General features: G+C 62.3%; 21 protein-coding genes. 1 reads left to right on the forward strand and 20 read right to left on the reverse strand.

The features are described 5' to 3' along the window. Nucleotides 1–23: 23 nt before the first annotated feature. The 8 genes from rpoS to PF66_RS02660 form a co-directional block, all read right to left on the reverse strand. Nucleotides 24–1028, reverse strand: a complete 1005-nt coding sequence (gene rpoS, locus PF66_RS02625; RefSeq protein WP_017127149.1) for an RNA polymerase sigma factor RpoS — start codon at nucleotides 1026–1028, stop codon at nucleotides 24–26. Between the two features lie 107 nt (nucleotides 1029–1135). After that, the gene (locus PF66_RS31770; RefSeq protein WP_081009782.1) at nucleotides 1136–2014 is read right to left on the reverse strand and encodes a peptidoglycan DD-metalloendopeptidase family protein; all 879 of its coding nucleotides are present in this window, start codon (nucleotides 2012–2014) and stop codon (nucleotides 1136–1138) included. A gap of 240 nt (nucleotides 2015–2254) precedes the next feature. After that, the gene (locus PF66_RS02635) at nucleotides 2255–2890 is read right to left on the reverse strand and encodes a protein-L-isoaspartate(D-aspartate) O-methyltransferase (protein ID WP_193394187.1); all 636 of its coding nucleotides are present in this window, start codon (nucleotides 2888–2890) and stop codon (nucleotides 2255–2257) included. Nucleotides 2891–2928: 38 nt separating this feature from the next. Next, nucleotides 2929–3678, reverse strand: coding sequence for a 5'/3'-nucleotidase SurE (gene surE / locus PF66_RS02640; protein WP_054058423.1), 750 nt, complete (start codon nucleotides 3676–3678; stop codon nucleotides 2929–2931). Then, nucleotides 3666–4724 (reverse strand): tRNA pseudouridine(13) synthase TruD, encoded by a 1059-nt coding sequence (truD, locus tag PF66_RS02645; RefSeq protein ID WP_054058424.1) that lies wholly within the window; start codon nucleotides 4722–4724, stop codon nucleotides 3666–3668. Before truD ends, surE begins: the two co-directional genes overlap by 13 nt. Then, nucleotides 4721–5194, reverse strand: a complete 474-nt coding sequence (ispF, locus tag PF66_RS02650; protein ID WP_054058425.1) for a 2-C-methyl-D-erythritol 2,4-cyclodiphosphate synthase — start codon at nucleotides 5192–5194, stop codon at nucleotides 4721–4723. Before ispF ends, truD begins: the two co-directional genes overlap by 4 nt. 52 nt (nucleotides 5195–5246) lie before the next feature. After that, nucleotides 5247–6098: an S-formylglutathione hydrolase gene (gene fghA, locus PF66_RS02655; RefSeq protein WP_192842706.1), complete on the reverse strand. Its 852-nt coding sequence runs from the start codon at nucleotides 6096–6098 to the stop codon at nucleotides 5247–5249. Nucleotides 6099–6145: 47 nt separating this feature from the next. Then, nucleotides 6146–7258, reverse strand: a complete 1113-nt coding sequence (locus PF66_RS02660; protein WP_054061829.1) for an S-(hydroxymethyl)glutathione dehydrogenase/class III alcohol dehydrogenase — start codon at nucleotides 7256–7258, stop codon at nucleotides 6146–6148. 107 nt (nucleotides 7259–7365) lie between these two features. Between PF66_RS02660 and PF66_RS02665 the strand changes: the two genes are divergently transcribed. Next, entirely contained in the window at nucleotides 7366–8262 is an 897-nt protein-coding gene (locus PF66_RS02665; RefSeq protein WP_017906253.1) for a LysR substrate-binding domain-containing protein, read from the forward strand. 115 nt (nucleotides 8263–8377) lie between these two features. Here PF66_RS02665 and ispD read toward each other — a convergent pair whose 3' ends face one another. The 12 genes from ispD to fabZ all read right to left on the reverse strand — a co-directional run bounded on the left by ispD (nucleotide 8378) and on the right by fabZ (nucleotide 22920). Beyond that, complete coding sequence (ispD, locus tag PF66_RS02670) at nucleotides 8378–9088, reverse strand: 2-C-methyl-D-erythritol 4-phosphate cytidylyltransferase (protein ID WP_054061830.1); 711 nt, start codon at nucleotides 9086–9088, stop codon at nucleotides 8378–8380. Next, a complete protein-coding gene (gene ftsB / locus PF66_RS02675; protein ID WP_017906255.1) occupies nucleotides 9085–9363 on the reverse strand; it encodes a cell division protein FtsB in 279 nt (92 codons plus the stop codon). The genes ispD and ftsB overlap by 4 nt, the downstream gene beginning before the upstream one ends. Before the next feature lie 166 nt (nucleotides 9364–9529). Beyond that, nucleotides 9530–10819, reverse strand: a complete 1290-nt coding sequence (gene eno / locus PF66_RS02680; protein ID WP_054058429.1) for a phosphopyruvate hydratase — start codon at nucleotides 10817–10819, stop codon at nucleotides 9530–9532. 181 nt (nucleotides 10820–11000) lie between these two features. After that, the gene (gene kdsA / locus PF66_RS02685) at nucleotides 11001–11846 is read right to left on the reverse strand and encodes a 3-deoxy-8-phosphooctulonate synthase (protein ID WP_054058430.1); all 846 of its coding nucleotides are present in this window, start codon (nucleotides 11844–11846) and stop codon (nucleotides 11001–11003) included. 5 nt (nucleotides 11847–11851) lie between these two features. Then, nucleotides 11852–13483, reverse strand: coding sequence for a CTP synthase (locus tag PF66_RS02690; RefSeq protein ID WP_054058431.1), 1632 nt, complete (start codon nucleotides 13481–13483; stop codon nucleotides 11852–11854). Between the two features lie 274 nt (nucleotides 13484–13757). Continuing rightward, nucleotides 13758–15086 carry a tRNA lysidine(34) synthetase TilS gene (gene tilS / locus PF66_RS02695; protein WP_054058432.1) on the reverse strand — a complete coding sequence of 443 codons (1329 nt, stop codon included), beginning with the start codon at nucleotides 15084–15086 and terminating at the stop codon, nucleotides 13758–13760. 164 nt (nucleotides 15087–15250) lie between these two features. After that, a complete protein-coding gene (locus PF66_RS02700; protein ID WP_054058433.1) occupies nucleotides 15251–16198 on the reverse strand; it encodes an acetyl-CoA carboxylase carboxyltransferase subunit alpha in 948 nt (315 codons plus the stop codon). Nucleotides 16199–16347: 149 nt separating this feature from the next. Continuing rightward, nucleotides 16348–19872 (reverse strand): DNA polymerase III subunit alpha, encoded by a 3525-nt coding sequence (gene dnaE, locus PF66_RS02705; RefSeq protein WP_054058434.1) that lies wholly within the window; start codon nucleotides 19870–19872, stop codon nucleotides 16348–16350. A 72-nt stretch (nucleotides 19873–19944) separates the two neighbouring features. Further along, the gene (gene rnhB, locus PF66_RS02710; RefSeq protein ID WP_054058481.1) at nucleotides 19945–20562 is read right to left on the reverse strand and encodes a ribonuclease HII; all 618 of its coding nucleotides are present in this window, start codon (nucleotides 20560–20562) and stop codon (nucleotides 19945–19947) included. Between the two features lie 11 nt (nucleotides 20563–20573). Continuing rightward, a complete protein-coding gene (gene lpxB / locus PF66_RS02715; protein WP_054061831.1) occupies nucleotides 20574–21704 on the reverse strand; it encodes a lipid-A-disaccharide synthase in 1131 nt (376 codons plus the stop codon). Between the two features lie 2 nt (nucleotides 21705–21706). Continuing rightward, complete coding sequence (lpxA, locus tag PF66_RS02720) at nucleotides 21707–22483, reverse strand: acyl-ACP--UDP-N-acetylglucosamine O-acyltransferase (RefSeq protein WP_054058436.1); 777 nt, start codon at nucleotides 22481–22483, stop codon at nucleotides 21707–21709. Further along, complete coding sequence (gene fabZ / locus PF66_RS02725) at nucleotides 22480–22920, reverse strand: 3-hydroxyacyl-ACP dehydratase FabZ (protein WP_017906265.1); 441 nt, start codon at nucleotides 22918–22920, stop codon at nucleotides 22480–22482. Before fabZ ends, lpxA begins: the two co-directional genes overlap by 4 nt. Between the last annotated feature and the right edge of the window lie 73 nt (nucleotides 22921–22993).

The following is a 22993-nucleotide window of genomic DNA, read 5'->3' on the forward strand; positions in this document are numbered from 1 at the left end:
GGCTGGCTATGACCCACCTGTCGTCACTGGAACAGCGATTCGCTCGACAGGCCGTTCTTCTCCAGGATCTCGCGCAAGCGTTTGAGGCCCTCGACCTGAATCTGCCGTACCCGTTCACGGGTCAGGCCGATTTCCAGGCCAACGTCCTCCAACGTGCTGCTCTCATGACCGCGCAGGCCGAAACGCCGCACCACCACCTCACGTTGCTTGTCGGTCAACTCCGATAGCCACTGGTCGATGCTCTGGGAGAGGTCGTCGTCCTGCAGCAACTCGCAGGGATCGGTCGGCCGATCATCCGTCAGCGTGTCGAGCAGGGTCTTGTCCGAGTCCGGGCCGAGGGAAACGTCCACCGAAGACACCCGCTCGTTCAGGCCGAGCATGCGCTTGACCTCCCCGACCGGCTTTTCCAGCAGGTTGGCGATTTCCTCGGGAGAAGGCTCGTGGTCGAGCTTCTGCGTCAACTCGCGGGCTGCCCGCAGGTAGACGTTGAGTTCCTTGACCACATGGATCGGCAGACGGATGGTACGGGTCTGATTCATGATCGCCCGTTCGATCGTCTGGCGAATCCACCAGGTGGCATAGGTCGAAAAGCGGAAACCGCGCTCCGGGTCGAATTTCTCGACCGCCCTGATCAACCCGAGATTGCCCTCCTCGATCAGGTCCAGCAGCGAAAGCCCACGGTTGACGTAACGTCGGGCAATTTTCACCACCAGACGCAAGTTGCTTTCAATCATGCGTTTGCGGCCCGCCGGATCGCCGCTTTGCGACAGCCGCGCAAAATGGACTTCTTCTTCCGGGGACAACAAGGGGGAAAAACCGATTTCATTGAGATACAACTGGGTCGCATCCAGGGCCCGGGTGTAGTCAATGTATTTGTGCTGCTTGAGTGCAGCAGCATTTTTGGTCTTGGCACGAACTGGGGGTGGAGAACTATCGTCCTCCGGCATCATATCCATGACAATGTCGGAGTCCATAAGGAGCACCTCATCGTCGATGTCAAACCCCGGCGCTTCTTTACTGAGAGCCATTGTTATAGTCCTTTGGTGAGTTCGACCTCAGGCTCAAGCGGCGCCTTTATCCCTGGCAACGCTGGAACCTGTTCCCACTACGTCATGAGAACAGGCTGGAAAACGGATCAACGACGCGGCAGGAATTGCAATGGGTCTACGGGTTTGCCCTGGCGGCGAATCTCAAAGTGCAGTTTCACCCGGTCTGTACCAGTTGATCCCATCTCGGCAATTGTCTGTCCGACTTTGACCTGCTGCCCCTCCCGAACCAACAGCCTGCGGTTGTGACCGTAGGCACTGACGTAGGTATCGCTGTGTTTGATGATGACAAGTTCGCCGTAGCCCCGTAACCCACTTCCGGCGTATACAACCGAACCATCAGACGCAGCTAAAACAGGCTGTCCCAAATCTCCGGCGATATCAATACCTTTATTCAAACTACCGTTTGAAGCAAATTTTCCAATTAAAATACCGTTTGCCGGCCACGCCCAGCCCTTCGGCGCGGGCCCCGCAGGCGGGGTCGCAGTCGCCGCACCGGTCGGGGCCGGTGTCGCTGCCGCAGTCGTGGCAGGCGCTCCGGCGGCAGTCGCCGGACGCCTCGTGACGGTGATCTTGCTCGACGACGAGGATGACGAACTGGTGGTCGAAGTCGCTACGGCCGGCGTTGAATTTGAACGGCTGTCGAAGCGAATCGCCTGACCGACATGGATGGTATACGGCTCCTGGATATTGTTGCGCGCGGCCAGGGCTTTCCAGTCCCAGCCGTAGCGAAAGGCAATCGAGAACAATGTATCGCCGCGGACAACAACATGTTGACCAGTGGTGGTCATCGGTCGTTGCGGGGCGGAGCTGACGGAATTAGTTACATTGCCATTGCGATCGACGACGCGCACGCCGTTCTTGGGAGCACTGGAGCAACCAGCCAGTAAAGCACTGAGGGCAAGACCGATCATCAGGCGCTGAACGCTTGTTTTACCCATACGCTGCCGAATGACTGTGAGATGCACCCGCCGCTCCCTTTGTGTTGTCTGAAATGAATATGGAGTGCCCATACAGGCGCCAGTGTGACGCAAGTATAACTGGCCGTTGGAGTTTTACGGACAGCAAAGCTGTCATGGGCGAGCAGCTTGTACAGTTCGACAGCGAAAGTCGACACACTTTAAACAGGCGCTGCTCGCAAGTTCCGACACTAGGACCGATAACACTCAACAGAATTCAGCGCACTTGTTGAACAAATAAAGCCGGGTTCAGGCCAGAGGCCCGTTGAGCAATGGAACAAAACGGACTGCACCGAGCACATGCCGGGAAAATCCATGTTCCTCACGCACGATCAGCATCAGTTGCTGGACCTCACCCGACCCTACCGGAATCACCAGGCGCCCGCCAGGAGCCAGTTGGTCGAGTAACGCCTGGGGTACATCGGTGGCAACCGCGGTGACGATGATGCCGTTATAGGGTGCCAGGGCCGGCCAGCCTTCCCAGCCATCACCCCAACGGAACACCACGTTGCGCAGGTTGAGCTCGACCAGACGCTCCTTGGCACGGTCCTGCAGGACCTTGATCCGTTCGACCGAAAACACCCGTTCGACCAGTTGCGACAGCACCGCGGTCTGGTAGCCGGAACCGGTGCCGATCTCCAGCACCTTGTCCAGCGGCCCGGCCTCCAGCAGCAGCTCGCTCATGCGCGCCACCATGTAGGGTTGGGAAATGGTCTGGTTGTGGCCGATCGGTAGCGCGGTGTCTTCATAGGCCCGGTGGGCCAGGGCTTCATCGACGAACAGATGACGCGGAGTGCGACGGATCACCTCCAGCACCTGGGGGTTGGACAGCCCTTCCTCGTAAAGCCGCTGAATCAGGCGTTCGCGGGTTCTCTGCGAGGTCATGCCGATCCCGCCCCGCAACAAATCGTTCTCACGCGCCATCAGGCAAGCCCCTCCAGCCAACCACCCAGGCTGGCAAAGGCATCGTTGAAGGTACGATCCAGTTGCAGCGGTGTAACCGAAACGAAACCCTGCATCAACGCATGGAAGTCCGTACCCGGGCCGCCATCCTCGACATCCCCGGCCGCGGCGATCCAGTACCCGGCCTTGCCCCGCGGATTGACTTCGCGGATCGGCGCCGCCGCCCGCGCCCGGTGCCCCAGGCGGGTCAGGCGGATGCCGCGGATATGCTCCAGCGGCAGGTTCGGCACGTTGACGTTGAGTACTGTGCGCGGCGGCAACTCGAGACCTTCATGGGCCTGCACCAGCAAACGGGCGAAATGCGCCGCAGTGGCCAGGTTGTCGACCTGATGGGAAGCGAGCGAAAAGGCGAAGGAGGTCCGGCCCAGGAAACGGCCTTCCAGCGCAGCGCCGACCGTGCCGGAATACAGAACGTCGTCGCCGAGGTTGGCGCCCAGGTTGATGCCCGAGACCACCATGTCCGGTTCGTGGCCCAACAGGCCATTGACGCCCAGGTGCACGCAGTCGGTCGGCGTGCCGTTCAGGCTGATGAAGCCGTTGGGCTGGGTGTGCGGATGCAGCGGACGGTCGAGGGTCAGCGCACTGCTGGTGCCGCTCCTGTCCTGGTCCGGGGCAATCACCCGGCACTCGGCATAGTCCGCCAGCGCAGCATGAAGCGCGGCGAGACCGGGGGCGAAAACCCCGTCGTCGTTGGAAATCAGAATACGCATGAGCTGTCCGTCTGTCCCACCGGCACCAGATCAACGAGCTCGCGCACCAGAACAGTGGCGAAGCATCCGGCCGGCAGGACGAATTCCAGTTGCAGAATGTCCAGCGATGGATAATGCCACGTCAGCCCGCCAATGGGCAGCCGCAGGATGCGACGTTCGTGCTCCATTCCCGCCTTGGCCAGCCATTGGCACAATTGCGGCTCACCCGCGGCAACGGCCTGCTCCAGTTCGAAGGTCGCGGCGGCCGCCGGGGAAGGCCCCTGCCCCCACTGCGGGCCGGTCGGATGCAGGTCGAGAATCGCCAGGCGCGGGTCATGGCATTCGGCTTCGTTGGCCGGGAAAAAACTGCGGCTGTCGGTAAAGGCCAGCAGGTCGCCCACCTGGGCGCGGTTCCAGCTGCCATCGGCGACCCGCGCCGCCAGCACCTGGTTGAACAGATAGCTGCGGGCGCTGGAAAGCAGCCGCGAACGCACATTGCGCTGCTCCGGCAGGGCCTGGCGCGCCGCATAGTCACGGGCCTCGCCGAGATTGCCGCCCTGGTGGCCGAAGCGCTGGGTACCAAAGTAATTCGGAATGCCCAGCCGGCTGATCTGTTCCAGGCGTTGCTCCAGCCCCTGCCGATCCGCCGCCAGTTGGCTCAGGCGCAGGGTGAAACCGTTGGCCGAGTGGGCGCCGCGCTGCAGCTTGCGCTTGTGCCGGACACTCTTGAGGATTCGCAGCGTGTCGTTCTGCGCGGCGGTCATGTCCGGATCGGCCTTGCCCGGCAACTGGATGCTGAACCATTGCCGGGTCAGCGCCTGGCGGTCCTTCAGCCCGGCGTAGCTGACGGTGCGCAAGGGCACGCCGGCGGCCCGGGCAAGACGGCGGGCCGCTTCCTCGGTGTTCAGGCCGCGTTTCTCCACCCACAGCCACAGGTGTTCGCCATCGCCGGACAGGGGAATGTCGAGCACTTCATCGACCTGGAAATCTTCCGCGGTGGCCTTGAGCACCGCGCTGCCCAGCGCCTCGCCATGGGCGCGGGGGCCCAGCAGTTCCAGTTCCGTCATGCGCGCAGCAACAAGGCGACGGAATGCACCGCGATGCCTTCCTCACGCCCGGTAAAGCCGAGCTTTTCGGTGGTGGTGGCTTTTACGTTCACTTGGTCCAGCTCAACTTCAAGGTCCTCGGCGATCAACGCGCGCATCGACTCGATATACGGTGCCATTTTCGGTGCCTGGGCAACGATGGTGTTGTCGACGTTGCCGACCCGCCAGCCGCGCTCCTTGAGCAACGACATCACGTGACGCAACAGCACGCGGCTGTCGGCGCCCTTGTAGGTCGGGTCGGTGTCGGGAAAATGCTTGCCGATGTCGCCCAATGCCGCCGCACCCAGCAATGCGTCACTCAGGGCATGCAGCAGTACGTCGCCGTCGGAATGAGCCAGCAGCCCACGGTGGTGCGCGATCCGCACGCCACCCAGAGTGATGAATTCGCCTTCGGCGAAACGGTGAACATCATAGCCGTGGCCAATACGCATAAAAAAACGCCCCGATTTAGTCAGGGCGTGATTCTACCTGCTTTGTCCGACATTAGCCGCTAAGAGCTTCGCTGTGATGCTTCAAATGATCATCGATGAAGCTGGCGATGAAAAAGTAGCTGTGGTCGTAGCCCGGCTGCAGGCGCAGGGTCAGCGGATGCCCGGCCTGCCTGGCCGCCTGCTGCAAGGCCTCGGGCTTGAGCTGATTGGCCAGGAAGTCGTCGCGGTCGCCCTGATCCACCAGGATCGGCAGCTTCTCGCTCGCCTCGCTGATCAGCGCGCAGGCATCCCATTCGCGCCAGCGTGCACGCTCCTCGCCCAGGTAACGCGAGAACGCCTTCTGCCCCCACGGGCAATCCATCGGGTTGCTGATCGGCGCGAAGGCCGACAGCGACTGGTAACGCCCCGGATTGCGCAAGGCGCACACCAGCGCGCCATGGCCGCCCATGGAGTGGCCACTGATTCCGCGCTTGTCGGAGGCCGGGAAATGCGCCTCGATCAGGGCCGGCAGCTCGTGCACCACATAGTCGTGCATCCGGTAGTGGCGGGCCCAGGGCTGTTGCGTCGCATTCAGGTAGAAACCGGCGCCGAGGCCAAAATCCCAGGCATTCTCGGGATCGCCGGGCACTTCCGGACCACGCGGACTGGTATCCGGGGCAACGATGATCAACCCCAGTTGCGCGGCCATGCGCTGGGCGCCGGCCTTTTGCATGAAGTTTTCATCGGTACAGGTCAGCCCGGACAGCCAGTACAGCACCGGCAGCTTGACACCCTGCTCGGCCTGCGGCGGCAGGTAGACGGCAAACACCATGTCGCAACCGAGCACATCGGAATGATGTTTATAGCGTTTATGCCAGCCGCCGAAGCTCTTCTGGCAAGAGAGGTTTTCCAGGGACATAAGCACAACTCCACACTGCAGGGGCCGGCTGACGGCTGGCCCCTGCAAGGTAATCAGAAGTGGATGACGGTACGGATGCTCTTGCCTTCATGCATCAGGTCGAACGCCTTGTTGATGTCTTCCAGGCCCATGGTGTGGGTGATGAAGGTATCCAGCGGGATCTCGCCCTTCTGCGCCATGTCGACATAGCTCGGCAGCTCGCTGCGGCCACGCACGCCACCGAACGCCGAACCGCGCCAGACGCGACCGGTCACCAGTTGGAACGGACGGGTGGCGATTTCCTGGCCGGCACCGGCCACGCCGATGATCACCGACTCGCCCCATCCCTTGTGGCAGCACTCCAGCGCCGCACGCATCAATTGCACATTGCCGATGCACTCGAAGGAGAAATCCACACCGCCATCGGTCATGTCGACGATGACTTCCTGGATCGGACGATCGAAATCCTTCGGGTTGACGCAATCGGTGGCGCCCAGTTGCCGGGCGATCTCGAACTTGGCCGGGTTGATATCGATGGCGATGATACGGCCGGCCTTGGCTTTCACCGCGCCGATCACCGTCGACAGGCCGATGCCGCCCAGGCCGAAGATCGCCACGGTATCGCCAGCCTTGACCTTGGCGGTATTGATCACCGCACCGATCCCGGTGGTGACGCCACAGCCGAGCAGGCAGACCTTCTCCAGCGGCGCATCCTTGGCGATCTTGGCCACGGAGATTTCCGGCAGCACGGTGTACTCGGAGAAGGTCGAGGTGCCCATGTAGTGGAAAATAGTCTCGCCCTTGTAGGAGAAACGCGAAGTACCGTCCGGCATCAGGCCCTTGCCCTGGGTGGCGCGGATCGCCTGGCAAAGGTTGGTCTTGCCCGACAGGCAGAATTTGCACTTGCCGCATTCCGGGGTGTACAGCGGGATGACGTGGTCGCCGACGGCCACCGAGGTCACACCCTCGCCGATCGCCTCGACGATCGCACCGCCCTCGTGGCCGAGGATGGACGGGAAGATACCTTCCGGGTCCGCACCGGACAGGGTGTAGGCGTCGGTGTGACAGACGCCGGTGGCCACGACACGCAACAGCACTTCGCCGGCCTTGGGCATGGCAACATCGACTTCGACGATTTCCAGCGGCTTCTTCGCCTCGAAGGCAACGGCAGCACGTGACTTGATCATCCAGCAACTCCTGAAAAGTGAATGGCAAAGACCAGAGTGTAAATCATCGACTATTGGTGAATAATCAAGCCGAAAGCAAAACATTATTGCCATACAGGGATAATCGGATGAGCGAGAACGGCTGGGAAGGGATCGACGAGTTCGTCGCCGTAGCCGAGTGCAGCCAGTTCACCGCGGCGGCGGAGCGCCTGGGAGTGTCCTCTTCGCACATCAGCCGGCAGATCGCCCGGCTGGAGGAACGCCTGCAGACCCGCCTGCTCTATCGCAGCACCCGACGTGTGACGCTGACCGAGGCCGGGCAGACGTTCCTGCAACACTGCCAGCGTCTGCAGGACGGGCGCGAAGAGGCCCTGCGGGCAGTGGGTGACCTGACCAGCGAACCCAAGGGCATGCTGCGCATGACCTGCGCGGTGGCCTATGGCGAGCGCTTCATCGTGCCGCTGGTCACCGCGTTCATGGGGCTGTATCCACAGTTGCGGGTGGATATCGAGTTGAGCAACCGCACCCTGGACCTGGTGCATGAAGGCCTCGACCTGGCCATTCGGCTGGGCCGCCTCCAGGATTCCCGGTTGGTGGCAACACGGCTGGCGCCCAGGCGGATGTACCTGTGCGCCTCCCCTTCCTACCTGGAGCGGTATGGCCGGCCCCACAGCCTGTCGGAACTAAGCCGGCACAATTGCCTGATCGGCAGTTCGGATATCTGGCAACTGGAGCAGGATGGCCGCGAATTTTCCCAACGGGTCCAGGGCAACTGGCGCTGCAACAGTGGCCAGGCAGTACTCGATGCGGCGTTGCAGGGGGTAGGGTTGTGCCAGTTACCGGACTATTACGTGCTGGAGCATTTGCACAACGGCACGCTGATTTCCCTGCTCGAAGCGCACCAGCCGCCGAATACCGCGGTGTGGGCGCTGTACCCGCAACAGCGGCACCTGTCGCCAAAGGTACGCAAGCTGGTGGATTATCTCCGGGAGGGGTTGGCGAAGCGGCCGGAGTACCAGGCCTGAAGATCGGCGGCGCCGGGCCTGGTGCTTTCGCGGGCAAGCCCGGCTCCTACAGATCCGCGTCGTATAAAAGAGGATGAGCTGTAGGAGCCGGGCTTGCCCGCGAACAGCAACCGCCTCAGCGGCGATTGGCCCAGCGCAGGCGCAGCCACTCCAGGTCCTCGGGACGGGTGACCTTGATGTTGTCCGAACGTCCCTCGATCAGGCGCGGCGCCTGGCCGGCCCACTCCATCGCCGAAGCTTCGTCGGTGATGGTCGCGTCAGCCACCAGGCTGTCGGCCAGGGCTCGATGCAGGGCGCCCAGGCGGAACATCTGTGGCGTATAGGCCTGCCAGATCAGCGCCCGATCGACGGTTTCCAGCACCCGCCCCTGTTTGTCCACCCGCTTGAGCGTATCCCGCGCCGGTACGGCCAGCAGGCCACCCACCGGGTCGTCCGCCAGTTCGGCGAGCAAGGCATCGAGGTCGTCGCGGGACAGATTCGGCCGGGCCGCATCGTGAACCAGCACCCAGTCGTCATCCGCCGCCCCCAGGGCATGCAGATGCAACAAGGCATTGAGTACCGAGTCGGCACGCTCGGCGCCACCGTCGACACGCCGGATACGCGAATCGCCTGCACAGGCCAGGGTCGGCCAGTAGGGATCATCGGGTGCCAGGCTCAGCACCAGCCCCTTGAGGCCCGGATGATCGAGAAAACAGCCGAGGCTGTGTTCGAGAATGGTTCGTCCGCCCAGTTGCAGATACTGCTTGGGACGGTCGGCCGCCATACGGGCACCCACACCCGCGGCAGGAATCACGGCCCAGAAGGCCGGTAGCGATGAGTCAGTCATTGTGCCAGCTGATAAAGGGTTTCGCCGTCCTTGACCATGCCCAGCTCATGGCGAGCACGCTCTTCAACGGTCTCCATGCCTTTCTTCAGTTCAAGGACTTCCGCATCGAGGACACGGTTGCGCTCCAGCAGCCGCTCGTTCTCGGCATGCTGTTCGGCAATCTGTTGGGTCAGGTCGGCTACCTGTGCCAGGCTCCCGTTACCCACCCAAAGGCGGTACTGCAGGCCAGCCAGCAGCAGGAGCAGGACAAGGAACAACCAGTTGGGACTGCGCATCGAATTTCGTTTACCCAGTGAAAAGACAGCCAAGCCGACGTCCATATACCAACAGCAAGAGCCTGGATATACCCAGGCCCGTGCTTGTCAGCCATCAGATTAGTTGCGAAAAAACCGTTATAGCGACTTTTCCGACACAATCCGGTGTCTTTTTACCATCTACGGCTTAACCGCGAAACTCGGAACGACCGTTGTACTTCGCCTTGGCGCCCAATTGCTCTTCGATACGCAGCAGTTGGTTGTACTTGGAAACGCGGTCGGAGCGGCACAGCGAACCGGTCTTGATCTGGCCGGCAGCGGTACCCACGGCCAGGTCGGCAATGGTCGAGTCTTCGGTTTCACCGGAACGGTGCGAGATCACCGCGGTGTAGCCGGCAGCCTTGGCCATCTGGATGGCTTCCAGGGTTTCGGTCAGGGAGCCGATCTGGTTGAACTTGATCAGGATGGAGTTGGCGATCTTCTTGTCGATGCCTTCCTTCAGGATCTTGGTGTTGGTCACGAACAGGTCGTCACCCACCAGTTGGGTTTTCTCGCCGATCTTGTCGGTAAGGATCTTCCAGCCGGCCCAGTCGGACTCGTCCAGGCCGTCTTCGATCGAGATGATCGGGTAGCGCTGGGTCAGGCCCTTCAGGTATTCGGCGAAACCTTCGGCGGTGAACACCTGGCCTTCGCCGGACAGGTTGTATTTGCCGTCTTCGAAGAACTCGCTGGCCGCGCAGTCCAGAGCCAGGGTCACGTCGGTGCCCAGGGTGTAACCGGCATTGGCAACTGCTTCGGAGATGACTTTCAGGGCATCTTCGTTGGATGCCAGGTTCGGTGCGAAACCACCTTCGTCACCTACCGCGGTGCTCAGGCCACGGGCTTTGAGCACGGCTTTGAGGTGATGGAAAATCTCGGTGCCCATGCGCAGGCCTTCGGAGAAGGACTTGGCGCCAACCGGCTGAACCATGAATTCCTGGATATCGACGTTGTTGTCGGCATGTTCGCCACCGTTGATGATGTTCATCATCGGAACCGGCATCGAGTAGACACCTGGAGTACCGTTCAGGTTGGCAATGTGTGCGTACAGCGGCAGGTCCTGGTCCTGGGCTGCAGCCTTGGCCGCGGCCAGGGACACCGCGAGGATGGCGTTGGCCCCCAGGTTCGCCTTGTTCTCGGTACCGTCGAGGGCGATCATCGCATGGTCCAGAGCCTTCTGGTCCGCTGGGTCCTTGCCCAGCAGCAGGTCACGGATCGGGCCGTTGATGTTGGCGACGGCCTTCAGTACACCCTTGCCCAGGTAACGGCTCTTGTCGCCATCACGCAGCTCCAGCGCTTCACGCGAGCCGGTGGAAGCACCGGACGGAGCGCAGGCGCTGCCGATGATGCCGTTGTCCAGAAGCACGTCCGCTTCCACAGTGGGGTTGCCACGGGAGTCGAGAACTTCACGACCTTTGATGTCGACGATTTTTGCCATTGTTGTAAACACTCCACAGTTGACGAAACCATGCAGGCACCGGCTTGCCGGCGATCAGCTGTCCGCGGGGGTCGATAGCCGACCGCCGGGTCTGATCGCCGGCAAGCCGGCGACTGCAAAAGCAATGCGGCCGGCAGGCCAGAGCGAAAAATTGTGTGGCAGTTTACCGGAGAAATGAGGATCAGGCCGTTTCTACGGTCGGAAAACTCTTAATCAGTTCATCCAGAGCCTTGAGCTGGCTGAGGAACTGCTCCAGTTTGTTCAGACGCAGGGCACAAGGGCCATCGCACTTGGCATGGTCCGGATCCGGGTGCGCCTCAAGGAACAACCCCGCCAGGCCCTGGCTGATGCCGGCCTTGGCCAGGTCGGTAACCTGGGCGCGGCGACCACCGGCCGAATCCGCACGGCCGCCCGGCATCTGCAGGGCGTGGGTGACGTCGAAGAACACCGGGTACTCGAACTGCTTCATGATGCCGAAGCCGAGCATGTCGACCACCAGGTTGTTGTAGCCGAAGCTCGAACCACGCTCGCAGAGGATCAACTGGTCGTTGCCGGCTTCCACGCACTTGTTCAGGATGTGCTTCATTTCCTGGGGGGCGAGGAACTGGGCTTTCTTGATGTTGATCACCGCACCGGTCTTGGCCATGGCGACCACCAGGTCGGTCTGGCGCGACAGGAAGGCCGGCAACTGGATGATGTCGCAGACCTCGGCGGCCACGGCGGCCTGGGCAGGCTCGTGGACGTCGGTGATGATCGGCACGCCGAAGGCCTGCTTGATGTCCTGGAAGATCCGCATGCCCTCTTCCAGGCCGGGGCCACGGAAGGAGGTCACGGAGGAACGGTTGGCCTTGTCGAAGCTGGCCTTGAACACGTAGGGGATACCGAGTTTCTCGGTGACCCGCACGTACTCTTCGCAGACCTGCATCGCCATGTCACGGCTTTCCAGCACGTTCATGCCACCGAACAGCACCATCGGCTTGTCGTTGGCGATCTCGATGTCGCCGACGCGAATGATCTTCTGGGCCATCAGTCTCACGCCTTCTTCTGGTGTTGGGCCAGTGCCGCCTTGACGAAACCGCTGAACAGCGGATGACCGTCACGCGGGGTCGAGGTGAACTCGGGGTGGAACTGGCAGGCGACGAACCATGGATGATCCGGAGCCTCGACCACTTCCACCAGCGCGCCATCACCGGAACGACCGGAAATCTTCAGACCGGCTTCCATGATCTGCGGCAGCAGCTTGTTGTTCACTTCGTAGCGGTGGCGATGACGCTCGACGATCACGTCCTTGCCGTAGCAACCATGGACCTGGGAACCGGCTTCGAGCAGGCATTCCTGGGCGCCCAGGCGCATGGTGCCACCCAGGTCGGAGGCTTCGGTACGGGTCTCGACGGCACCGGAGGCGTCTTCCCATTCGGTGATCAGGCCGACCACGGGGTGGCCGCTGCTGCGGTCGAACTCGGTGGAGTTGGCGTCCTTCCAGCCCAGCACGTTACGGGCGAACTCGATGACCGCCACCTGCATGCCCAGGCAGATACCGAGGTAGGGAACCTTGTTCTCGCGAGCGTACTGGACGGCAGTGATCTTGCCCTCCACGCCGCGCAGGCCGAAGCCGCCAGGAACCAGGATCGCATCGACGCCTTCGAGCAGGCCGGTACCCTGGTTCTCGATATCCTCGGAATCGATGTAGCGCAGGTTGACCTTGGTGCGGTTGGTGATGCCGGCGTGACTCATCGCCTCGATCAGCGACTTGTAGGCGTCCAGCAGTTCCATGTACTTGCCGACCATGGCGATGGTGACTTCGTGCTCGGGATTGAGCTTGGCATCGACGACCTTTTCCCATTCGGACAGGTCGGCACCGTTGCACTGCAGGCCGAAACGCTCGACGACGAAATCGTCCAGGCCCTGGGCGTGCAGCACGGCCGGGATCTTGTAGATGGTGTCGACGTCTTCCAGGGAGATCACCGCACGCTCTTCAACGTTGGTGAACAGGGCGATCTTGCGACGCGAGGAGACATCCACCGGATGGTCGGAGCGGCAGATCAGCACGTCAGGCTGCAGGCCGATGGAGCGCAGCTCCTTCACCGAGTGTTGGGTCGGCTTGGTCTTGGTCTCGCCAGCGGTGGCGATGTACGGAACCAGGGTCAGGTGCATCAGCATCGCGCGCTTGGAGCCGACCTCGACCCGCAACTGGCGGATGGCTTCGAGGAACGGTTGCGACTCGATGTCGCCCACGGTACCGCCGATTTCCACCAGGGCCACGTCGGCATCGCCGGCACCCTTGATGATGCGACGCTTGATTTCGTCGGTGATGTGCGGGATCACCTGGATGGTCGCACCCAGGTAGTCACCACGGCGCTCCTTGCGCAGGACGTGCTCGTACACGCGGCCGGTGGTGAAGTTGTTGTTCTGGGTCATGGTGGTGCGGATGAACCGCTCGTAGTGACCCAGGTCCAGGTCGGTCTCGGCGCCATCATGGGTGACGAACACTTCACCGTGCTGGAACGGGCTCATGGTGCCCGGATCGACGTTGATGTACGGATCCAGCTTGAGCATGGTGACTTTCAGCCCCCGCGCCTCCAGGATGGCCGCCAATGAAGCCGAGGCAATGCCTTTCCCCAATGAAGAAACAACACCGCCCGTGACGAATATATAGCGCGTCATGAAAAACCCTAGAAGTCTGCGTTAAAGCGGTCCGAGCCGCCCGGGAAAGCGAAGGAAGGCCGAAGCCCCCGATCACCAGCATTAATCACAGTGCATCTTTCAAAAAAACCGCCGCGTTGGGACAGACCGGAAGTGACAACACCGGTACGTTGCTCGCTACACATTTTTTGGAATCGCCCAGCAAAGACTGCTTGGTAATCGGCAACTGCTGTCATTCAGGCGAATCAACAGAAGTTGTATCAAGAAGGGAGCGTAGTCTACCGGAAAGCGGCTTTCAGCTCAAACCTTGATCGCTCGAAGGTGGCTGCCACTGCAAATGCCAGTCGCCGAACGCCCGCCCGTCGAGCCCGGCCAGGTTGGCCACGGCCAGCAACTGGCCGTCCCGGTAGACCAGTGGCAAGCGGCCACGGACGAACCAGGGCACCCCGCTTTCATTGAGCAGCCGCTTGAGATCGCGATGCCCGCGATCCGGCAGGTGCAGCACCTCGCCTCCCTGGCGATAGCGCACCTGCAACGGACCGGAGGGTGCCTCGCCGACGATCAGCAACTCGCCATTGTCCGGCAATTCCAGGCCACGCCGCGGGTCGCGCCAGTCGATATCCGCCCGCGGCTGGCGCAACCAGGAACCACTCAGCCACCACAGGTGCTCGTCGGCCCGGTGCAACTCGCCCTCGGCCAGGCGCCACTTGGGCCGGGCATCATGCCCGGCATCGCGCAGGTCCTCCCAGCCGGCCCAATGGTCGCTGTCCGGCAATTGCGTCAGCGGTTCCAGCCAGTGGCGCAACAGGTTGCGCTGGCGTGCCTCGGACAACTCGGCGAGCGCATCCAGGGCCAGTGACGGCATGCCCAGCCAGTCATAGCGGGAATGGGCCTGGGCGTTGTCCAGGTCGATTTCGGCCAGGTCATCCAGCAACTCCTGGGCCTCGCGCAGATGGGCCGCGCTGCGCACCATGCTGCCGACCGCCTGCGGCCAGCGCTCGGCCAGCCCAGGAAACACCCGGTGACGCAGGTAATTGCGGGAGAACTGCTGGTCGGCGTTGGACGGATCCTCGATCCAGTTCAGACCATGCTCGCGGGCGTATCGCTCGAGCTCTGCGCGCGAAACATCGAGCAATGGCCGAACCAGATAGCCGCCCCCCACTTCCCGCTCGCTCGGCATCGCCGCCAGGCCACGGACCCCTGCCCCCCGCAACAGGCGAAACAGCAACGTTTCGGCCTGATCGTCACGGTGCTGGGCGGTGAGCAGGACATCATTCAACTGAGTCACCCCGGCGAACGCCAGGTAGCGGGCATCCCGCGCGGCGCGCTCGAGACTGGTGCCCAGCTGGACGCTCACCCGCACTACCTGCAACGGCACGCCCAGCGAATCGCAGATGGCCTGGCAATGCTCGGGCCAGCTGTCGGCAGCGATCTGCAGGCCATGGTGGATATGCAGGGCCCGAAGCTCGGGCAGGGATTCGGTCTTGCCCAGGCGGGCCAGCAGGTGCAGGAGGACGGTGGAGTCGAGGCCACCGGAGAAGGCCAGGCGCCAAGTGGAGGCATTGCGCCAGGGTGCCAGGGCTTGAAGCACCCTGGAGGGCAAATCGATATCTGACTGACGCATGAATTGAGACGCCCTAGATCCTGTAGGAGCAGAGCTGGCTCGCGAAGGCGACTTCACCCATGAGGCGAACCCACTGGATGGCCGCCTGCGGCGGTTCGCGAGCAAGCTCGGCTCCTACCGTCATGCGCAGGAGCGAAGCAAGCCCGCTACCAAGGTAGCTCTACTTAGAGACCATAGCTCATCAGACGCTCATAGCGACGAGCCAGCAGCGTTTCGTTGTCGAGCTTCTTCAGCATCGCCAGTTGCGAACTCAGTTCTGCACGGATCAGCGCCGAAGCGGCCGCCGGATCACGGTGCGCGCCGCCCAGTGGCTCGGCGATGACCTTGTCGACGATGCCCAGGCCTTTCAGGCGCTCGGCGGTGATGCCCATGGCCTCGGCGGCGTCCGCAGCCTTCTCGGCGGTTTTCCAGAGAATCGAGGCGCAACCTTCCGGCGAGATCACCGCATAGGTCGAGTACTGCAGCATGTTCAACTGGTCGCATACGCCAATCGCCAGTGCGCCGCCGGAACCACCCTCACCGATCACGGTGGCGATGATCGGGGTCTTCAGGCGCGACATGACGCGCAGGTTCCAGGCGATCGCCTCGCTCTGGTTGCGCTCTTCGGCGTCGATCCCCGGGTAGGCACCCGGTGTATCGATGAAGGTCAGGATCGGCATCTTGAAGCGTTCGGCCATTTCCATCAGACGGCAGGCCTTGCGATAGCCTTCCGGACGCGGCATGCCGAAGTTGCGACGCACCTTCTCACGCACTTCGCGGCCTTTCTGGTGGCCGATGACCATTACCGGCTGGTCGTCCAGGCGGGCGATACCACCGACGATCGCAGCGTCGTCGGCGAAGTGGCGATCGCCGTGCAACTCATCGAACTCGGTGAAGATGTGTTCGATGTAGTCCAGGGTGTAAGGGCGACGCGGGTGACGCGCCAGACGAGCAATCTGCCAGCTGGTCAGTTTGCCGAAAATATCTTCTGTCAGCGTGCTGCTCTTTTCCTGCAGTCGGGAGATCTCATCGCCGATGTTCAGCGAGTTGTCATTACCGACCAAGCGCAGTTCTTCGATCTTGGCTTGCAGGTCAGCGATCGGCTGTTCGAAATCAAGAAAATTCGGGTTCATAAGCGTCCGTCTTGGGTCGAGCACAGTAGTTTTTACACAGCCTGGCCGGCCGATTGATCTGTATCGCGCCCTACATTACGGGATATGGCGCGTTCAGGTCGAGATTAAAAGTAAGTTCAAGGTCGGGGCGCACCGATGGCGCCACCACCTCAACGGTATTGGAGAAAGACGTTGTCTCGCCCTAACTGGTCACGCAATGCCTGAATCAGGCCATCCGCCGGGTCGATCTTCCAGCTGTCGCCCAGTTGCAACAGGGCCTTGGCGTCGGGACCTGTGTACTCCATGGTGATCGGGCAGGCGCCCCGGTACTGCTTGAGCAGGTCGCCCAGCCAGCGTAGCTCATTGACCTTGAGCGCAGCGCCCTGGACCTTCAGGCGCAGGCTCTCGGCCAGGTTGGTGCGGGCATCCTCCATGCTCATCACCCGCTTGACCCGCAGGCGCAGGCCGCCGGAGAAGTCGTCGTTGCTGACTTCACCTTCGACCACCACCATCGCATCGGTCTGCAACAGCGACTGGGCCGACATGAAGGCATCGGCGAACAGCGAGGCCTCGATCCGCGCCGAGCGGTCGTCGAGGGTGATGAAGCCCATCTTGTCGCCCTTCTTGTTCTTCATCACCCGCAGGGCAATGATCATCCCGGCCACGGTCTGGGTATCACGTGCCGGCTTGAGGTCGATGATGCGCTGACGGGCGAAACGGCGGATCTCGCCTTCGTACTCGTCGATCGGGTGACCGGTCAGGTACAGGCCCAGGGTGTCCTTCTCGCCACGCAGACGATCCTTCAGGGTCAGTTCGCGGGCGTTGCGATGGCTGGCGTAGACATCGGCGTCCTCCTCGACGAACAGCCCGCCGAACAGATCGGCATGGCCACTGTCGGCGGTGCGGGCAGTCTGCTCGGCGGCCTTGATCGCTTCCTCCAGGGCCGACAACAGCACCGCACGGTTGCGGTCGATGTTGGCCTGGTAGGCCTTGAGCTCGTCATGGAAGTACGGCCCCAGGCGATCCAGCGCACCGCTGCGGATCAGCGCGTCCAGGGTGCGCTTGTTGATGCGCTTGAGGTCGACCCGTTCGCAGAAGTCGAACAGGTCCTTGAACGGCCCGCCTTCGGCGCGGGCCTCGACGATGGCCTCCACCGGCCCCTCGCCCACGCCCTTGATCGCCCCCAGGCCATAGACGATACGGCCATCGTCGTTGACCGTGAACTTGAAGTCGGAGTTGTTCACGTCCGGCGAGTCGAGGCGCAGCTTCATGCTGCGCACTTCCTCGATCAGGATCACCACCTTGTCGGTGTTGTGCATATCCGCCGAGAGCACCGCCGCCATGAACGGCGCCGGATAGTGGGTCTTGAGCCAGGCGGTCTGGTAGGAAACCAGGCCGTAGGCGGCCGAGTGCGACTTGTTGAAACCGTAGCCGGCGAATTTTTCCACCAGGTCGAAGATGTTGCCCGCCAGGTCGGCATCGATGCCGTTGTTGGCGCAACCTTCGATGAAGCCGCCGCGCTGCTTGGCCATTTCCTCGGGCTTTTTCTTACCCATCGCCCGGCGCAGCATGTCCGCACCGCCGAGGGTGTAGCCGGCCATCACCTGGGCGATCTGCATCACCTGTTCCTGATACAGGATGATGCCGTAGGTCGGCGCCAATACCGGCTTGAGCCCCTCGTACTGATAGTCGGGGTGCGGATAGGCCAGCTCGGCACGGCCGTGCTTGCGGTTGATGAAGTCGTCCACCATGCCCGATTGCAACGGGCCCGGACGGAACAGGGCCACCAGTGCGATGAGGTCTTCCAGGCAGTCGGGCTTGAGCTTCTTGATCAGCTCCTTCATGCCGCGGGATTCGAGCTGGAACACCGCCGTGGTTTCGGCTTTCTGCAGCAGCTCGTAGGTCTTCTTGTCATCCAGCGGGATGAAGTCGATATTGACGTCGGGCAGGTTGTGCTTGGCCTGCTCGCGATTGATCGTCTCCATCGCCCACTTGATGATGGTCAGGGTCCGCAGACCCAGGAAGTCGAACTTCACCAGACCCGCGGCCTCGACGTCGTCCTTGTCGAACTGGGTCACCAGGCCGCCACCCTCTTCGTCACAGGCGATCGGCGAGAAGTCGGTGAGCTTGGTCGGCGCGATCACCACGCCACCGGCGTGCTTGCCGGTGCCGCGGGTGACGCCTTCGAGCTTGAGGGCCATCTCCCAGATTTCCCGGCCATCCTCGTCGGTCTTGAGGAAGTCACGCAGAATCTCTTCCTGCTCGTAGGCCTTTTCCAGGGTCATGCCGACTTCGAAGGGAATCATCTTCGACAGGCGGTCGGCCAAGCCGTAGGACTTGCCCTGGACCCGCGCCACGTCCCGCACCACCGCCTTCGCGGCCATGGTACCGAAGGTGATGATCTGGCTCACCGCGTTGCGGCCATAGGCCTCGGCCACGTAGTCGATCACCCGGTCGCGGCCGTCCATGCAGAAGTCGACGTCGAAGTCGGGCATGGAAATACGCTCAGGGTTGAGGAAACGCTCGAACAGCAGGTCGTAGGCCAGCGGATCGAGGTCGGTAATCTTCAGCACGTAGGCGACCAGCGAACCGGCACCCGAGCCCCGGCCAGGGCCCACCGGCACGCCGTTGTTCTTGGCCCACTTGATGAAGTCCATCACGATCAGGAAGTAGCCGGGGAAACCCATCTGGATGATGATGTCCAGTTCGAATTTCAGGCGATCCAGATAGACCTGGCGCTTTTCCTCGTAGTTGGGCGTGGTCTCCCTGGGCCAGAGCACCGCCAGGCGCTCTTCCAGGCCTTCGTGGGACACGTGGCGCAGGTAGTCGTCGATGCCCATGCCGTTGGGTGTCGGGAAGTCGGGGAGGAAGTACTTGCCCAACTGCACCGTGATATTGCAGCGCTTGGCAATCTCCACGGTGTTTTCCAGCGCCTCGGGCAGGTCGCTGAACAGCTCGGCCATTTCCTCGGCGCTCTTGAGGTACTGCTGGTCGCTGTAGTTGCGCGAACGCCGTGGGTCGTCCAGGGCGCGACCTTCGCCGATGCACACGCGGGTCTCGTGGGCATCGAAGTCGTCCTGCTTGATGAAACGCACATCGTTGGTCGCCACCAGCGGCGCACCGATCCTGTCGGCCAGGGCCACGGCGGCATGCAGGTGTTCCTCGTCATTGACGCGGTTGGTGCGCTGCACTTCCAGATAGAAACGATCCGGGAAGATCGCCATCCACTCCAGCGCCAGGGCTTCGGCGATCTCCGGGTTGCCGGCGATCAAGGCCATGCCGATCTCGCCTTCCTTGGCCGCCGACAGCATGATCACGCCTTCGGCGGCCTGTGCCACCCACTCGCGCTCGATGATGATCAGGCCATTGCGCTGGCCATCGGTGTAGCCACGGGAGATCAGCTCGGTGAGGTTACGGTAGCCCACGGCATTCATCGCCAGCAGGCTGAGGCGGCTCAGCGGCGCTTCGGGATCCTTGTTCGACAACCACAGGTCGACCCCGCAGATCGGCTTGATCCCGCCGCCCATGGCAGCCTTGTAGAACTTGACCAGGGAACACATGTTGCTCTGGTCGGTCACCGCCACCGCGGGCATGCCCATGCCGTTCAGGGCCTTGACCAGCGGCTTGATCCGGACCAGGCCGTCGACCAGGGAGAACTCGGTGTGCAGGCGCAGATGAACGAATGAAGCCGACATAGTGATCCTGTCCAAATCTTTGAAAACAACAAGGCCCGGATTGTACCGGGCCTTGGCTAAAACATCAGTAGGCTAGCGCCCTTCGCGGGCCTCCCAGGCCAGCCGCACGGGCGCGAACGAACGCCGGTGGATCGGCGTCGGGCCCAGGCGGATCAGGGCATCCAGGTGCACCGGCGTCGGGTAGCCCTTGTGCCCGCCGATACCGTAGCCGGGATAGATTTTTTCGAAAGCACTCATTTCACGGTCGCGGCTGACCTTGGCCAGGATCGACGCGGCAGCAATCGCCGGCACCTTGCTATCACCCTTGACCACCGCCTCCGCCGGCATCGCCAGCCTAGGGCAACGGTTGCCGTCGATCATTGCCAGGCGGGGCTGGATATGCAGCCCCTCGACCGCCCGCTGCATGGCGAGCATGGTCGCGTGGAGGATATTCAGTTCGTCGATTTCCTCGACCTCGGCCCGGGCGATGCACCAACTCAAGGCCTTTTCCTGAATCTCGTCGAAGAGTTTTTCGCGCCGGGCCTCGGTCAGCTTCTTCGAGTCATTCAACCCGAGGATCGGGCGACCCGGATCGAGGATCACCGCGGCCGTCACCACCGCACCACAAAGCGGACCACGACCGACCTCATCGACACCGGCTACCAGCTCTCCGGCATCGGCCACCAGGGAAAAATCCAGTCCCATCTGCATCTTGGCATTACTCATACGGGTTTTGCGATCAACGCCAGCACCGCCTCGGCGGCCTGGTTCGAAGCATCCAGACGCAAGGTCCGGTGGATCTCGTCGAAACTGCGGGTCTGCTCCTCGCCACCCTCGATCAGCGGCGACAGGGTTTTCGCCAACGCCTCGGGCGTGGCGTCATCCTGCAGCAACTCGGGCACCAACAGGCGCTGGGCCAGCAGGTTGGGCAAGGAAATATAGGGGCTTTTCACCAGACGCTTGAGAATCCAGAAGGTCAACGACGCCAGGCGATAGGCAACCACCATCGGCCGCTTGTACAGCAGCGCCTCCAGGGTCGCGGTACCGGACGCGATCAACACCGCGTTACAAGCCGCCAGGGCCTTGTGGGACTGGCCGTCGAGCAGGGTCAACGGCAAGTCGCGTCCGACCAGCAACGCCTCGACCTGGGTACGCCGTTGCGGGCTGGCACAGGGCATGACAAAGCGGATACCGGGATCAGTGGCGCGCAAACGCTCGGCCGCATCGAGGAACAAGGCGCCAAGCCGTCCGACCTCACCGCCACGGCTGCCGGGCATCAGCGCCACCAGCGGGCCATCCGGCAAACCGAGCTCGGCACGGGCAGCCGCGCGATCGGCCTCCAACGGAATCGTATCGGCCAGGGGGTGGCCGACGAATCGTACCGGCACACCCTTCTCTTCATAGAAGCGCGCTTCGAACGGTAGCAGCGTCAGCATCAGGTCGCAGCCTTCGCGGATCTTCAGCACCCGCTTCTGACGCCAGGCCCAGACGGACGGACTGACATAGTGCACGGTTCTGATCCCGGCACGGCGCAGCTTGAGTTCGATATTGAGGGTGAAGTCGGGGGCATCGATACCGATGAACACATCCGGCTGCTCGGCGATCAGCGTCCGGATCAGCAGCTTGCGCCGCTTCAGCAGCTCCGGCAGGCGTCCGAGCACTTCGACCAGCCCCATCACCGACAGGCGTTCCATGGGGAAATAGGAAACCAGCCCTTCAGCCTCCATCAATGGCCCACCCACCCCGATGAATTCGGCATCGGGATGACGGGCCTTGAGTGCACGCATGAGGCCGGAGCCGAGAATGTCGCCGGACGCTTCGCCGGCGACCAGCGCAATACGCAGACCGGCCATGATCAGCGGGTGATGCCGCGGGTCGAGGACTGGATCGATTCGAGAAACACCGCCACTTCAGGATACTGAGCGGCAGGCTCGACCAGCTCGGCAATCGCCTGCTCCACGGTCAGGCCCTGGCGATAGACCACCTTGTAGGCACGGCGCAGCGCATGGATCGCCTCCTCGCTGAAACCACGACGGCGCATGCCCTCGAAGTTCATGCTGCGGGCCTCGGCCGGGTTGCCGAACACCGTGACATAGGCGGGAACGTCCTTGCCGATGGCGGTGCCCATCCCGGAAAAGCTGTGGGCACCGATATGGCAGAACTGGTGCACGAGGGTGTAGCCGGAAAGGATCGCCCAGTCGTCGACGTGCACATGCCCGGCCAACGCGGTGTTGTTGACCAGGATGCAATGGTTGCCGATCACGCTGTCATGGCCGATATGGGCATAGGCCATGATCAGGTTGTGGTCGCCCAGGGTGGTTTCCGAACGGTCCTGGACGGTGCCCCGATGAATCGTCACGCCTTCGCGGATGACGTTGTGGTCACCAATGACCAGGCGAGTCGCCTCGCCCTTGTATTTCAGATCCGGGGTATCTTCGCCTACCGAGGAAAACTGGTAGATGCGGTTGTGCTTGCCGATCCGGGTCGGGCCCTTGAGGATCACATGCGGCCCGATCACTGTCCCCTCGCCGATTTCCACACCTGCGCCGATGATCGACCAGGGGCCGACCTCGACACCTTCGGCCAGAACGGCCGTCGGATCGATGATTGCACGAGGGTCAATCAGACTCATACTGCCCGTTCCGCACAGGTAATCTCGGCCGAGCAGACTGGCTTGCCATCAACCAGCGCGCGGCATTCGAACTTCCAGATAGTGCTCTTGCGGCTGGAGAACTTGGCTTCGAGAACCAGTTTGTCTCCCGGCACCACAGGCTGGCGGAAGCGCAGCTTGTCGGAACCGACGAAGTAGTACAGGGTGCCGTCGGCAGGCTTCGCTCCCAGCATCTTGAAACCCAGGATACCGGCAGCCTGAGCCATGGCTTCGATGATCAGCACGCCCGGCATGATCGGATGCGCCGGGAAGTGACCATTGAAGAACGGCTCGTTGATGCTGACATTCTTGTAGGCACGAATGCTCTTGGCCTCGAAATCCAGTTCCTCCACCCGGTCCACCAGCAGGAACGGGTAACGGTGAGGCAGATATTCGCGAATCTCGTTGATGTCCATCATTTCGTGGGGAAGCCTGTAGTAAAGATGGGGAGCACACCCCGGCAGGGTGAGCTCCTCTAGCAAATCAAGGAGG

The organism is Pseudomonas asplenii (assembly GCF_001293465.1).
Taxonomy (GTDB): Bacteria; Pseudomonadota; Gammaproteobacteria; order Pseudomonadales; family Pseudomonadaceae; genus Aquipseudomonas; species Aquipseudomonas fuscovaginae_B.